Below are 13410 nucleotides of genomic sequence, written 5' to 3'. Positions count from 1 at the left end.
AATTTTGTAGAATTCATTAATAACCATCATTTATGTCGCGACCATGGACTTCGATCCGACCCTGCTGCGCGCCTTCGTCGCCGTCAATGAAAGCGGTGGCTTCACTCGCGCGGCACAACGCTTAAACCTCACCCAGTCCGCGGTCAGTCACCAGATCCGCCGACTGGAAGAACACATCGGCCGGCCCCTGCTCCACCGCACCACCCGCAAGTTGACGCTGACTGAGGACGGCGTCGATTTCCTGCGTTATGCACAGCAGATCCTGCTTACCCTCGATGCGCTGAGCCGGCGCTTTCTGCCGTCGCCGGTGTCCGGCAGCGTGCGCTTTGGGGTGCCTGAAAATTTCATGGGCGAGCGCTTGCCGACCCTGCTATGTCAGTTCGCCCGCGCCTATCCCGCGGTGCGGCTGGATGTAAACGTCAGCATGAATCTCGACCTGCGCGCGCTGATCGAGGCCGACGAACTCGACCTTGCCGTGGTGATCTCCGTGCCCAGGGGCAAAGACGGCATGCTATTGCGGCGAACCCAGCTGGTGTGGGTCGCTGCCGAGACTTTCGAAAAACCAGGCGGGCCGTCGCTGCCGCTCGCGTTCTTTCCGGCCCCGTGCATTTATCGCCAGGTCGGCGTGACGGCGCTGGACAAGACACCGATCGAGTGGCACGTGGTCTTTACTTCACCCAGCCAGCAAGGCATGCGTGCCGCAGTGCTGGCAGGGCTGGCAGTCACTGTACTCACTCGCGACGACCTGGAGCCAGGGATGAAAATCGTCGACGGTCAGTTCGGCCTGCCGCCGCTACCGCAAGCCGACTTCACCCTGATCTGCGGCAAAGGCGGCAAAACACCGGCGGCGCGCGAGTTCGGCGAGTTGATCTTGAACTTGCCCGAGCCAGTGCTCACACCGGGCCGGCCGCTCAAACGGGGCTAAGCGGAATCGCCACCCGCACTCTCAGGCCGCTGCCAAACGGCGAGTCGAGCAATTCGATGCTGGCCTTATGCAGCTCCGCCGCGCGCTGCACGATGGATAAGCCCAGCCCATAACCTTCGCCGCGACTGGAGCGCTCGCGGTGAAAGCGGGCAAATACCGCCGCACGATGTTCGGGGGGAATACCCGGGCCATCGTCGATCACATCCAGCGTGGCCTCTTGCTCGCCTTGCTCAATGGTCAACTGCACCTGGCCGCCGGCCGGCACATGCCGCAGCGCGTTCTCCAGCAAGTTGCGCAGCAAGGCCGCAAGCGCCGCTTCATAACCTTGCACCACCACCCGCTCGCTCAATTGAGTGAAGCCAAGTTCGACCCCGCTATCGGCAATCACCGACACCAGCTCCTCGATCACCTCGCCGGCGACCTCCGCCAGGTCGACCGTGCCGCGCTGATTCGAAGCCACGCCCGCCTCCAGCTTGGCCAACGCAAGCAGTTGCTCGATCCGGTGCGCCAGCGCACCTACGCTGTGCTGAGCCCCAGCCAGGCTGTCATGCACTTCGGCCGGGTCGGCGGTGGCCATGGCGCTCTCGAGATTGATCATGATCGAGGCCAGCGGCGTGCGCAGTTCATGCGCCACATCGGCGCTGAAACGACGCTCGCGCTCAATGGCATCTTCCTGCCGCTCCAGCTGTTGGTTGAGCGCGCTCAACACCGGCTGCAACTCCAGCGGCGCATCGTCGAGCCTGACCGGCTCCCGGCTGCCCGGCTCGCGCGCCGACAGCGCGCTGGCCAGCGTAGCCAGCGGCAACAGGCCACGCCTGACCGCCCAACTGACCAGCACCGCCAGCAAAGGCAGGCCCAGCAATAGCGGCAGGCCATGATCCAGCCACAGCGTGTGAATGATTTCCTGGCGACTGTCGTAACGCTCAGCCACGCGAATCACTACATCGCTGGATGGATCGACCAGGGTAAAGGCCCGCCACGTATGGCTGCCCTTGCGCAGATCCTGATAGTCGGAACGATCGGTTTTCGGCGGCGGCAGCGGCGCCAGGTTGACCGTGGCAAGAATGATCCGCCCTTGCCTGTCGAATACCTGAAAACCCACTTCGGATTCATAGGTGCGCGTTTGCCCGGTCAGCTTGAGCACCGACTTTTTCAATACCGGCACTTGCACGCTGTCCTGGCCAAGCAACGCGCGCAGGCCGGCATGATGGACCAGCGCGCCGATCGTTCTGGCCGCCTCGGCCAAACGCCCGTCCGACAGCTCGTCCATCTCCGAGGTCGTCCGCCGCAAGCTGTAGGCGCCCAACGGCAACAGCACGACCGCCAGCATCGCCACGATGAGCCAGCGTAGCCTTGCGCGCAGGCTGAGAAATTTCACCGCGGATCTCGCGGAATCATGTAGCCGAAGCCACGTACATTCTGGATCGTCTCGAAACTCAACTTGCGCCGCAGCGTATGCACCAAGACATCCAGGGCACCGTCGCTAACGGCTTTTTCTGGCCCATAAAGCGAGCTTTCCAGGCTATCGCGACGCACCAGCCGCCCGGCGCGCTCCATCAAGGCCTGCAACAGCGAAAACTCGCGCTTAGTCAGCTCGATCCGCTCACCGCGGAAGCAGACTTCGAAGGTGGCCAGATCCAGACTGAGCGCGCCGATTTCGATCCGGTTCGCCGCCAGGCCCTGCATACGCCGGGTCAACGAGCGGATACGCGCGCCCAGCTCGTCCAGATGAAACGGCTTGATCAAATAATCGTCCGCCCCGGCATCCAGGCCATGCACCCGTGCCTCCAGCGCATTGCGCGCGGTCATGATCAGCACCGGGGTCTTGATGTTGTTGCGGCGAGTCTCGACCAGCACGTCAAGACCATCCTTGCCCGGCAGCCCGAGATCCAACAGCACCAGATCCGCGGTTTCTTCGCGCAGCGCGGTAATGGCCTGACAACCGTCGAGCAGCCAGGTAACCGTATACGAAAGACGCTCCAGCGCACGCTGTATGGCCGCGCCGAGCTGCGGGTCGTCTTCCACCAGGATGATGTGCAACGGGGTCTCCTTCGATAGCTGTGGCGTGGCTTTCAGCAAGCCACGCCACGATGCCGCCCGCGATTATCTTGCCGGTCGCTTATCAACGACTTATGCGCCATAACCCGTTTCCACGGCAAGCTACCGCCCTCTTGCCCCTCACCGCCTAGGCTCAAGGGGTGCTCGCAGGGCTCGAAGCGACGACGCCGCCCTTGCTCAGATCAACCGCCTTGAGCTCGGCCATGGCCGCCGCCAGGTCGTGCTGCATCGCCGGGCTGGTCAGCATGGCGCTGACCAGGGCTTGGCCAAACACCCGGCCGGCGTAAATGTCCTCAGGCGTGTGCACGCCTTTGACCACACGGCGCCAGCCGATATCGCGCGACTGTTGCAGCAGCGCATCCGCATCCTGCGGAAACAACTGGGCCAGCAGCAAGGCGTCGACCGTAGCGCGGCTGGAGTGCCCGCTCGGATAGCCAAAACTTTTCTTCTTCGCCTGCTCCGGGTTGCGTGAGCAAGCCGACTCCGGCGGACAAGGGCGCAGCCGTTTCCAGGCGTTCTTCGAGGTATCGACGGCGTCCTTGGTTTCCAGCTCCGCCTCTTTGAACAAGGCCGCGACGTGCGGCAACTTCTCGGCCTGGAATCCAGGGCCGATCAGCGGCGCGAAAGCGAACGCATCGAACTTCTCTTCTTGGGTGGCCTTGGCGATATCCGCGGCGGGCCGTGTCGCGAATGCGCGATCGGTCATGGCGCGATCCGCCAGATCTTCCGCGCTGCCAGGCGCACTCGGCGGCGGCAGCACCGCGAGCACGCCATGCAGCTGCGCCGGGCTCAGATACGCATCGGTGGCATGAGCGCCGGCGCTAAAGCAAAGCGCCAGTGCGAGGGAGAGTGTGTGGGAGAACGCCGGCACATACCGGCAAGTGGTGAGTTTCATGATTTGCGTTCCCTGGCCGTGCTTACAAACCAAACGACACGGAGGCGAACCAGCTGCGTCCCGGCAAGACGTAATACGAACCCGTGTTGTTGCTGACCGAATTGATCACCAGGTTGTGCGCATCGAACAGGTTATCCACCTGCAGGCGCACCTTGTAGCTCTTGATAAACGAGCCATTGATGTTCTGCCCGTAACCCAGGCTCATCGCCGCCTGCCAGAAGCCGCCGCTGCCCACGGTCGAGGTCACCGAACTGGCCTGATCGGGGTTGAAGTTGGAGTTGTAGGCTTTCTGGCTGCCCGCGTACTTGTCATACAGCGAAGCGAAGAAACCCTGGTTCTCGTACAGCACACCGATCGCCGCCGTGCGATTGGGCACATTCGGCAGATCCAGATTCGACCCCTTGAACGATGCATCCTGCAAGGAGGCATTGGCGAACACGCTGGCGCCGGCGCCGACGTAGTAGGTCATCTCGCCTTCGATACCTTTGATGTAGGCACCCTTGGCCAGGTAGTACACCGGGTCGGTGGTGCCCGGAACCGTGGTGGAGAAGGCGTAGTTCTTGAAGTTGATGAAGTAGACGTCGGCATCGGCGTTGAAACGGTCGGTCTTGTAGACCGTACCGAACTGGTAGTTCATCGTCTGCTCGGGGCTGGCCTTGTTCAACCGCGGGTTCGGCACGTAGAACTCATTGAGGTTGGGCGCCAGGAAGCCCTGCGCCGCGGTGGCGTAGATGCTCCAGTCATCGCGCAGCAGATAGTTGGCGGTGAGGTAGCCCAGCGTCTTGTGCCAGGTCTGGCTGTAGTACAGCGGCGTCTTGGTGCCCTGGTTGATTGGCGCCTGGATATCGCGAGTGATATTGAGGTTTTTGATACCCGGGGTGATGGTCAGGCCATCGGCCGCCAGCCAGGCATACTCGGCGTAGATCTGTCCGGTATGCAGCTGATCCTGCATGGTGTATTTGTACGGGCCGCTATACACGCCCTTGGCGTTGAAGCTACCGAACAGCGGCGCCCCGGCCTTGACGTCGACGGCACCGTTACGGGCATAGTCGATGGCCACGCTGCTGCGGCTGTTGGTGGTGTATTCGTACCAGCCACCGGTACGGAACTGGCCGTAGTCATCGGTGTGGGTGAGCTGGAGTACATCACCCCAGGCACGGTAGTTATTGATCTTGATATAGCCGCCCATATTGGTCGGCGAAGCCTTGGTGCCCACATGCGGGCTTTCGTGGCTGGTGTTGTCGTAAGCGTAGGTATAGACCTTGTTGTCCAGCGTCCAGGTATCCGACAACGCGCTGTGCACACCGATGTATTCCAGATCGGTCTGCTTAGCCTGGTAGTTGTAGCAAGCGCAGTTGGTGGTGCTGCGGTCGTTGTTGAGACCGAAGTTGCGGCCAAGCGTGGCGATCTGCTGCATGGTCAGCGAGCTGAGGTCGGGGTTGTTGAAGCGGATGTAGTTGTAGTTGCTGAGGAAGGTGATCTCGGTGCTAGTGCCGATCGGCTGCACATATTTGATGTAGCCGGTCTTGCGCGAGGAGTCCCCATTGGTCTTTGCCGTATCGGTGCTGATGTACTGCGCGCTGGCAATCAATTTGCCGCCGCCCAGATCGTCCAGACGGCCGGTGTTGAGCTCCAGGTGGGTCAGCGAGGTGTCGTAGCTGCCAAAGCTCTGCGTCGGAATGAATGAGAACGTATCGCGCGGGTCTTTCGAGCTCAACGCGACGGTGCCGCCGAAGGTCGCCTCACCAATCGTGCTGGCGTTGCCCGGGCCGCGATCGACCAGCACCTGGCCGATCATCTTGGCCGGGAAATAACTGCTGGTGTGATGGCTGAAGTCGTTGGTGTCGCCGAACGGAATACCGTCATAAGTGACGTTGTACTGGTTGTCGTTAAAGCCACGCAGGGTCATCTGCTTGGATTCGCCCAGGCCCGGGCCGGCGGTACTCAAGCTGGTCACACCCGGGGCAATCGCGGCGATCGCGGCGTAGTCGGCGGTCGGCGCGACGTGGTTGCTGATCCAATCCAGGCCGATCACCGATTGCGGCTGGGTGATGGTCAGATCCGCCTGCGTCGGCGCCTGGGTCAGGGCCGAGTTGCTGACGTTACCCTGCACCTCGATTTCTTCAAGCTGCTTGGGCGGCTTGGCCTGGTTCACCGTCTGCGTCGGCTGCACGGCGGCCGCGTCGGTATCCGTCGCAAAAGCCTGGCCGCTCAGGCACAGACCGGCAAGCATCATCCAGCCCAGCGGAGCATGCCACTGACGAATGCCTCGAACGATGGGACGCAATACAAACGAATGGGCGGGCGTGGACGCGCTGCTGAATCGGCTTTGCATGATGCTCTACGTAGTGGCTGGAATAGCCCGCTAGCGTGGGGTGATCGTTTGACAGTTCTGTTGCAGGCGCGTGATGCGCCCCGACCGTTTCTTTAGTCTTGTCTTAGTAACCGGGTCGAGCAGGCTGAAGAATGGCTCCAGGGCTCGCGCACGGCAGGTGGTTTAGCCACGCGGGAATGCAGAAAGCGCGTACGCACCCGCATGGATTGTCCAAGTGGGCGCCCTTTCCCGCTGCCGATATCAGCAGCCGTGGACCGCAAGATAGGGCATCGATGATGAGCAAGATGTCAATGCAAAGAGATGCCGAGTTTCCGCAGCAGCTTGGACAGCTCAGCCTGTTCGCCACGGCTTAATGCGGCAACCGCCTGCTCCGCCTCGGCAAATCGCACGACGATCGCCCGATCGATCAGCGCCAGCCCTGGCGCGGTCAGCGCTGCTGCCAGCGAGCGGCGGTCATTATCCTCGGGATTGCGCGAGATCAAGCCGGCTTTCTCCAAACGATTGAGACATGCCGTCATCGCGCCCGAGGTAATCAACACCGATTGCCGCAACACCGTAGGCGTAAGCCGATAAGGTTTACCCGAGCGCCGCAGCGTCGCCAGTACATCCAGATCGGTGTAGTGAATGCCCAGCGCCTTGAGGGAATCGTTGGCCCTGGCCTCCAAGGCACGGCCCAGATTAAGGATACGGCCGACCACGGCCATGGCCGTGACATTCAGGTCCGGGCGCTCGCGCTGCCAATCGCGCAACAGCTGATCGACGAGATCCTTGCCGGCTGCGGCGGAGGTCTTTGGCATGTTTCAGTCTCCTCGGTCATTTATGTCAATATAAAGTATCTTTACATCAAGATATTTTCAAAGTAAATTCATTCCATTCAACGGAAGCAAAATACGCCGTTCCCATCGCTTCATCGCTGTGCATCCACGTTCCAGTGAGGCCTGCCATGAAATACGCGTTGCTGGTTGTCGCCCTGCTATCCCTCTACACCCCGTGGTCAAGCCACGCGCAGTCGAGCCCGCAGCGTGTGGAAAAAGGCAATCGCATTACCGAAGGCATCCCCGAGCTCCCCGGCGAGCTAGGCGATCGACTGTTGCGATACCAGGGCCTGCGCCGGGCGGACTTCGACGGCTGGCTTGCCGATGGCCAGGGCGCGATCATTTCCACCCGTTTCGCTGACACCTATCAAGTGCACTGGGTCGATCACCCAGGGGGCGCGCGCCAGCAACTGACGTTCTACAACGAACCGGTCGAGAGCGTCAGCGTCAACCCGACGCGCCATGGTTTTGCGTTTGGCAAAGACATCGGCGGAAACGAATTTTTCCAGATCTACTACTTCGATCTGGATACCCGCACGGTGCAATTGCTTACCGATGGCAAGTCACGCAACGAAGGGCCGCTGTGGTCGCATCGCGGCGATCGCATGGCATTCGAAACCACCCAGCGCAACGGTAACGACACCGATGTGCATATTGTCGGGCTGGACGGCAAACCCAGCAAAGCCGTGCTGGAGCGCAGCGGCACCTGGGACCCGATGGACTGGTCGCCCGACGACTCTCGCTTGCTGGTGCGGCAGTACTTTTCAGATGAAGATTCGCGTCCGTACCTGGTGGACCTCGCCAGCGGCGCCGTGACCGCACTCAGCGATGCGACGCATAAGTCCGCCTATACCAAGATGAAGTTCGCCCACGACGGCAAAGGCATTTACTACCTTGCCAATGAAACGGGGGCGAAGGGAACCGGCGAGTTCGCCGAGCTGCACTATCGTGATTTGGCGACGGCGGCAACGCGCAGCCTTAGCGCGAATATTCCGTGGGACATCGAAGATTTCAGCTTATCGCACGACGGCCGATATCTGGCGTTTGTAGCCAACCAGGATGGCATCGATGCGCTCCATCTGATCGAGCTTGCATCAGGCCATGAAGTCGCCCTGCCGGCCTTGCCGAGCGGCCTGGTAGAGGCGATGGCCTTCAGCGCCGATGACAAGCGTCTTGGTTTCACCTTCATGTCCGCCGTTTCGGCCGGCGACATCTACGCCATCGAGCTGGACCACCCGGCGCTGGTGCGCTGGACCACCAGCGAAGTCGGCGGCCTCGACGCCAGCCGCTTTGTCCAGCCCACGCTGGAACGCTACCCGACGTTCGATCAAGTCGATGGCAAGCCACGGCGTATTCCAGCCTTCTACTATCGACCCGCCGGCAAAGGGCCGTTCCCGGTGATCATCCAAATCCACGGCGGGCCGGAAGACCAGGCCCGGCCATTGTTCAACTCGCAGATAGCCTTCTGGGTCAACGAACTGGGCGTGGCCGTCATCATGCCGAACGTGCGCGGCTCGACCGGCTACGGCAAAACCTATCTCGGGCTCGACAACGGCTTCAAGCGAGAGGATGCGGTCAAAGACATCGGCGCCCTGCTCGACTGGATCGCCACTCGCCCAGAACTCGACGCCAAGCGCGTCGGTGTATACGGCGGCTCCTACGGCGGCTTCATGACGCTGTCGGCGCTTACCCACTACAGCCAGCGCCTGCGGGCCGGCATCGAGCTGGTCGGGCAAAGCAACTTCGTCACGTTTCTGGAGCATACCGAAGGCTATCGGCGCGACCTGCGCCGGGCAGAATACGGCGACGAACGCGAACCCAAGATGCGTGCCTTTCTTGAGCGCATCGCACCGACCACCAATGCAAAAAACATCAGCGCGCAGCTATTCGTTGCCGTCGGTGCAAACGACCCTCGCGTGCCACCGGCGGAAGGCCTGCAAATCGCCAACGCCGTGCGCGCCAATGGTCACGACGTGTGGTTTCTTGAGTTCAAGGATGAAGGCCACGGCTTCCAGAAGAAGCAAAACAGAAACTACTTTGAAGCAGCCTCGGCGTTGTTCTGGCAAACATACCTGTTGCCCCAGAAGCAGCCATAGGCCGCAGCAGCATTCGATGTTTCCAGCCTCATACGGGCAACGCCAGCGTCGATGGCGATCCGGATATTTTTCAACACAGGCAAAACATCCAGTCGATGCGGATACGTAAAATCTTACGATTTCAACGAGATGAATTGCATATGCGAATCACTATCAATCACAATAAGCCCCTTGGCAGCACCACCCCGGGGATTTCATGTCGCACGCTTTTGCCCGCCGCTCTCGCGGCCTGCTCGCCTTGTTGGCGCTCGTCACGCTCAGCTTGAGTTATCTGCCGAACGCGCGGTCTGAAGAGAGCCAGTTTGGCTACGTTTACACCACCGACTTACTGCCCAAGGGCGCAAAAGAGGTGGAACAGTGGGCGACTTGGCGGCGACAGAAAGTCAGCGGCTACTTCGACCAGATCGACGGCCGTACCGAATTCGAATATGGCCTGACCGACAAATTGCAGGTGGCCTTCTATGCCAACTACGTCTGGGCACGCGCTTATCACAACGGCCCATTCGGCGAGACCACGCCACCGGAACCGCTGTCTTACGACCGTCCAGGGCCGGACGATCACTACAACGCCAAGCGCTTTGTCGGTTTCTCCGGCGAGGCTATTTATCGCCTGTGGAGCCCCTACACAGACCCGCTCGGCGTCGCCGTTTACATCGAACCTACGATAGGCCCCGCGTTCCGCGAGCTTGAGGCCAAACTGATTCTGCAGAAGAACTTTCTCGATGATCGTCTGGTGACGGCAGTCAACGTCACCTATGCGCCAGAGTGGCGGTACGACATCGTCGACGGTGACCCATCGCGAAAAAAATGGGGCTATGAAACCGACGTCAATGTGGATGCCGCCGCCTCATATCGTTTTGCGCCGAATTGGTCAGCCGGTGTCGAGCTGCTCAACGAGCACGAGTACAACAGCTACACCTTCAGCAAGGAAACCAACAACGGCTACTACTTCGGGCCGGTGATCCATTACGGCGGCAAGAGATTTTTCATCACTGCGACATTCCTCGAACAGATGCCATGGGCGACCGAGCACGCCGAAACCGTGCCTGGTGCCATCGTTGGCCGGCGGGTCTACGACAATGACTTCGAGAAGTATCGCGTACGCATCAAAGCCGGCTGGTACTTCTGAGGTGTACTCATGAAATCGCGATTTTTATTGATCCCCGCCTATGCCTTGGTGATAAGCGCGCCGGTGCAGGCTACGGTGTATCTCAGTGTGGAGCAGGCACAAGCCGTGATGTTTCCAGGCGCCAGCTTCACTCCCGACTTTCTCACCCTGACGCCCGAACAGATCAAGGCGATCGAGAAATCCTCCGACGTCAATGTGCTTTCGTCCAGCCTCAAGGCATGGCGCGTTTCCACCGGTGGCTGGTTTATCGCCGACCAAGTCGTGGGCAAACACGAATTCATTCCCTTCGCGATGGCGATCGATGCACAAGGTGCCGTGAAAGCGGTGGAGATTCTCGAATACCGCGAAACCTATGGCGATCAGGTGCGCAACGAATCGTGGCGTGCTCAGTTCATCGGCAAGACCAAGGATGCGCAGCTCAAGCTCGGCGATGACATCAAGAACATCTCCGGTGCCACGCTATCGAGCAGGCACATCACCGATGGCGTCAAACGTCTACTTGCGACCTATGATCTTGTGCTCGCCCATCAAAAAGATTGAACGCGCACGGCCACTGCTCGGCACAACGGCAAGCATTCGCGTCGAGTGTGTAGACGAAGCGCTCGCGCATCGGGCCATCGATGCGGCGTTCGCCGCGATGGCCCGGGTTCACACATTGATGAGCTTCCACGAAGTCGGTAGCGATCTCTCGCGTGTGCACGCGGCAGCGCCCGGTGAGCGCGTCGTGGTCGATGCACAGACCGCCGAGGTGTTACGTGAAGCGTTGCAACTTTCCGAACGCAGTGACGGCGCCTTCGACATAACCATTGCCGATCAATTGGTCAGCCGCGGCTTGCTGCCTGCGCCAAAGAGCCAGACGATGCCAAACACCGCTGCGAGCTGGAGAGATATCGCCGTCGACGACAGTCATGGCGTTCATCTGCGCCGTCCGCTGTGGATCGATCTGGGCGGCATTGCCAAGGGTTTTGCCGTCGATCGCGCGATCGAGGCTTTGCGCGCGAACGGCATCTCGCACGCCTGCGTCAATGCCGGCGGCGACCTGCGCACTCTGGGTCAAGGGCCACACCTTATTGCGATCGCTACCGATGAATGGCAGCCATCGCATTACCCGGTGCTTGAACTGGGCGAAGCGTCCGTGGCCAGCAGCAGCGGACGCGCGTTTGCCGCCACCGGGGCGGGGCCACACCTTGACGGCCGACACCGCACCAGCATCGGACTAGCGCAAAGCGTTACCGTGGTGGCCGAGCACTGCATCCATGCCGACGCCCTGACCAAGGTTGTCATGGCGATGGGAACGCACAGCGCCGATCTGCTCCGGCATTTCAACGCGGTGGCTTATCTACAAGACGCAACGGGCCATTGGCTCGCTATCGGGAATACCGCATGACGCCGGTCATCCATCCTCATGGCGTGGTGGGCCAGCACCGAACATCACTGCGGCTATCGCGTCGCCGCCGCCATATGGTTTATGCCATCGGCTGGACGCTATGGCTAAGCGGCGTGCTGTGGTTGATTTTTCACTATGGCTTGATGCGCAAAGGCACGTTTGGCGACGAACCGCATCCGCTGGAACCATGGTGGCTACGGCTGCATGCGGCGATGGCCTTTGCGACCTTATGGGCCTTCGGCCTGACTTGGGGCGTGCACATTGTTGCCGGTTGGCGCACGCGAAGGCAGCGCCTCTCCGGCGGGTCTGCCGTCGGAGTCTTGGTCTGGCTGTCGGCCACCGGCTACCTGCTGTACTACCTGACCGATGACTATTGGCGTGGCATCAGCGCGATGGCTCACTGGACCATCGGCCTTGCCCTGCCTGGACTCTTGGCCATGCATATTCTGCTCGGACGTCGACGGCCGAAGAGCCCGTTCAAGGGCTCATCGTGACGCGTTCAGCAAATCCCTGAAGCGATCGAGCTCGGCCGGCCCCATATCCGAAACGATGGCCGCAGGCTGACCGCCGAGGGTAACCACATCGAGCCCATATCCTTGCGACTGGATCGGCTTGCCGATGTCCGCCGCGCTGGACTGGGGCAGCACGAAAACATCGATCAGATGCTTGCCGTGGCGATAAACCAGCACCGGCACGCGCTCGCTGCCAACGTAGTCGATACGCCCGCCGATCAACGCATACCCCTGCTCGGCAAAATCCTGCACCAGCGGGGCCACGGCGATTTTCCCCGCGAACCAGGGTTTGACCGTGTGCTGATCGGTGGACACGACATCGATCGGCGCGGCGGCGGCAAGCGCCCGCCAATGGCTGGCGAACAAGTCGCGCGTCAGCTGGGCCTGCTCCTGCCCGGCCTGGGTTGTATGGCTCCACATCGCAACCAGCGCGCCACCGGCGATAAAGGCAAGCACCCACGACGCCGCCAGCGCAAGCCAGCGCGCAGGTGCTCGCCGTGCAGCAGCCGCTGCCGAAGACCTGGTGAGTTTTTGAATACGGGCGCGCAAGATATCCGGCGCGCGATAGCGCGGTGCTTCTTCGCGCAACATGTGCCGCAATCCATCCAGCTCGATCAAGGCGGCACGACATTCGGCGCAGGCATCGAGATGCAGCTCGAATTCGCGGCTGGTGGCACGATCCAGCTCGCCATCGAAATACAGCGGCAGTAAATCACGGGCGGTCTTACAGTCCATACGGAGCCTGCATAGTGACGTTATCGGCCAAGGCCTTTTGCAACATGGCGCGTCCGCGAGCCAGGCGTGACATCACGGTACCGATGGGGGTTTGCAAGACGTCGGCAATTTCACGGTAAGACAATTCCTCGATCTCACGCAGGATAAGTACCTCACGAAAGCTGTCCGGCAGGTTTTGCAGATGCTGTGTGATCAAGCGCTGGCGCTTGGCGCTATCGATGCGCTCGCCGACATCATCGGCATCGGTCTGCGGCATCCAATGCTCGGCGGCAGCCGGGCTCTGGTCGATCGCCAGATTGCGCTTTTCCTTGTTGCGCGTGGCCAATCGGGCCAGACAACAATTGCGCACAATGGCCAGCCACCACGCTCGTGCATTACCGCCCGCATAGCTGTCCGAAGCACGCGCGGCGCGCAGATAAGCGTCATGCACCGCGTCGGCCGCATCCTGCTCATTGCCGAGCAGCCAGCGGCCGAGGTTGTAGGCAGCATCGAGATGGCGCAAGGCCAGATCGTCGACAAATGC

At 61.0% G+C, this 13410-nt stretch carries 13 protein-coding genes; 6 read left to right on the top strand and 7 right to left on the bottom strand.

Annotated features, from left to right (window positions below):
* Positions 1 to 43: 43 nt before the first annotated feature.
* Positions 44 to 925, top strand: coding sequence for a LysR family transcriptional regulator (locus OUZ52_RS07045; protein ID WP_266157673.1), 882 nt, complete (start codon positions 44 to 46; stop codon positions 923 to 925).
* On the opposite strand, the gene OUZ52_RS07040 is transcribed toward OUZ52_RS07045, so the two are convergent.
* The 5 genes from OUZ52_RS07040 to OUZ52_RS07020 all read right to left on the bottom strand — a co-directional run bounded on the left by OUZ52_RS07040 (position 912) and on the right by OUZ52_RS07020 (position 7010).
* Positions 912 to 2303 carry a sensor histidine kinase gene (locus OUZ52_RS07040; protein ID WP_266157672.1) on the bottom strand — a complete coding sequence of 464 codons (1392 nt, stop codon included), beginning with the start codon at positions 2301 to 2303 and terminating at the stop codon, positions 912 to 914. The two genes, OUZ52_RS07045 and OUZ52_RS07040, sit on opposite strands and share 14 nt — an antisense overlap.
* Entirely contained in the window at positions 2300 to 2965 is a 666-nt protein-coding gene (locus tag OUZ52_RS07035) for a response regulator (protein ID WP_266157671.1), read from the bottom strand. Before OUZ52_RS07035 ends, OUZ52_RS07040 begins: the two co-directional genes overlap by 4 nt.
* A gap of 151 nt (positions 2966 to 3116) precedes the next feature.
* Positions 3117 to 3878, bottom strand: coding sequence for a phosphatase PAP2 family protein (locus tag OUZ52_RS07030; protein ID WP_266157670.1), 762 nt, complete (start codon positions 3876 to 3878; stop codon positions 3117 to 3119).
* Positions 3879 to 3900: 22 nt separating this feature from the next.
* Entirely contained in the window at positions 3901 to 6213 is a 2313-nt protein-coding gene (locus tag OUZ52_RS07025) for a TonB-dependent receptor (RefSeq protein WP_266157669.1), read from the bottom strand.
* Positions 6214 to 6500: 287 nt separating this feature from the next.
* On the bottom strand, positions 6501 to 7010 hold the full coding sequence (locus tag OUZ52_RS07020; protein ID WP_266157668.1) for a MarR family winged helix-turn-helix transcriptional regulator: 510 nt from the start codon (positions 7008 to 7010) through the stop codon (positions 6501 to 6503).
* 146 nt (positions 7011 to 7156) lie between these two features.
* Between OUZ52_RS07020 and OUZ52_RS07015 the strand changes: the two genes are divergently transcribed.
* The 5 genes from OUZ52_RS07015 (at position 7157) to OUZ52_RS06995 (ending at position 12134) form a co-directional block, all read left to right on the top strand.
* Positions 7157 to 9124, top strand: a complete 1968-nt coding sequence (locus OUZ52_RS07015; protein ID WP_266157667.1) for a S9 family peptidase — start codon at positions 7157 to 7159, stop codon at positions 9122 to 9124.
* 196 nt (positions 9125 to 9320) lie between these two features.
* Positions 9321 to 10253, top strand: a complete 933-nt coding sequence (locus OUZ52_RS07010) for a DUF6662 family protein (protein WP_266157666.1) — start codon at positions 9321 to 9323, stop codon at positions 10251 to 10253.
* 9 nt (positions 10254 to 10262) lie between these two features.
* On the top strand, positions 10263 to 10793 hold the full coding sequence (locus OUZ52_RS07005) for an FMN-binding protein (RefSeq protein ID WP_266157665.1): 531 nt from the start codon (positions 10263 to 10265) through the stop codon (positions 10791 to 10793).
* Positions 10684 to 11640 carry an FAD:protein FMN transferase gene (locus OUZ52_RS07000; RefSeq protein WP_323135322.1) on the top strand — a complete coding sequence of 319 codons (957 nt, stop codon included), beginning with the start codon at positions 10684 to 10686 and terminating at the stop codon, positions 11638 to 11640. The genes OUZ52_RS07005 and OUZ52_RS07000 overlap by 110 nt, the downstream gene beginning before the upstream one ends.
* Entirely contained in the window at positions 11637 to 12134 is a 498-nt protein-coding gene (locus tag OUZ52_RS06995; protein ID WP_266157664.1) for a hypothetical protein, read from the top strand. The genes OUZ52_RS07000 and OUZ52_RS06995 overlap by 4 nt, the downstream gene beginning before the upstream one ends.
* Here OUZ52_RS06995 and OUZ52_RS06990 read toward each other — a convergent pair.
* Together OUZ52_RS06990 and OUZ52_RS06985 are read right to left on the bottom strand one after the other, a co-directional pair.
* The gene (locus tag OUZ52_RS06990; protein ID WP_266157663.1) at positions 12126 to 12887 is read right to left on the bottom strand and encodes an anti-sigma factor family protein; all 762 of its coding nucleotides are present in this window, start codon (positions 12885 to 12887) and stop codon (positions 12126 to 12128) included. The genes OUZ52_RS06995 and OUZ52_RS06990 overlap by 9 nt on opposite strands.
* A partial coding sequence (locus tag OUZ52_RS06985) for a sigma-70 family RNA polymerase sigma factor (protein ID WP_266157662.1) occupies positions 12877 to 13410 on the bottom strand: 534 nt, incomplete at its 5' end. The genes OUZ52_RS06990 and OUZ52_RS06985, both read right to left, overlap by 11 nt.

Source organism: Dyella silvatica, assembly GCF_026283955.1.
Taxonomy (GTDB): domain Bacteria; phylum Pseudomonadota; class Gammaproteobacteria; order Xanthomonadales; family Rhodanobacteraceae; genus Dyella_C; species Dyella_C silvatica.
This window is presented reverse-complemented; position numbering and strand designations above follow the sequence as displayed.

Coding starts and splice junctions, on each gene's coding strand:
- OUZ52_RS07010 (WP_266157666.1), top strand. CDS start 9,321: ATGTCGCACGCTTTTGCCCGCCGCTCTCGCGGCCTGCTCGCCTTGTTG.
- OUZ52_RS06995 (WP_266157664.1), top strand. CDS start 11,637: ATGACGCCGGTCATCCATCCTCATGGCGTGGTGGGCCAGCACCGAACA.
- OUZ52_RS07020 (WP_266157668.1), bottom strand. CDS start 7,010: ATGCCAAAGACCTCCGCCGCAGCCGGCAAGGATCTCGTCGATCAGCTG.
- OUZ52_RS06990 (WP_266157663.1), bottom strand. CDS start 12,887: ATGGACTGTAAGACCGCCCGTGATTTACTGCCGCTGTATTTCGATGGC.
- OUZ52_RS07045 (WP_266157673.1), top strand. CDS start 44: ATGGACTTCGATCCGACCCTGCTGCGCGCCTTCGTCGCCGTCAATGAA.
- OUZ52_RS07005 (WP_266157665.1), top strand. CDS start 10,263: ATGAAATCGCGATTTTTATTGATCCCCGCCTATGCCTTGGTGATAAGC.
- OUZ52_RS07000 (WP_323135322.1), top strand. CDS start 10,684: ATGACATCAAGAACATCTCCGGTGCCACGCTATCGAGCAGGCACATCA.
- OUZ52_RS07015 (WP_266157667.1), top strand. CDS start 7,157: ATGAAATACGCGTTGCTGGTTGTCGCCCTGCTATCCCTCTACACCCCG.
- OUZ52_RS07030 (WP_266157670.1), bottom strand. CDS start 3,878: ATGAAACTCACCACTTGCCGGTATGTGCCGGCGTTCTCCCACACACTC.
- OUZ52_RS07025 (WP_266157669.1), bottom strand. CDS start 6,213: ATGCAAAGCCGATTCAGCAGCGCGTCCACGCCCGCCCATTCGTTTGTA.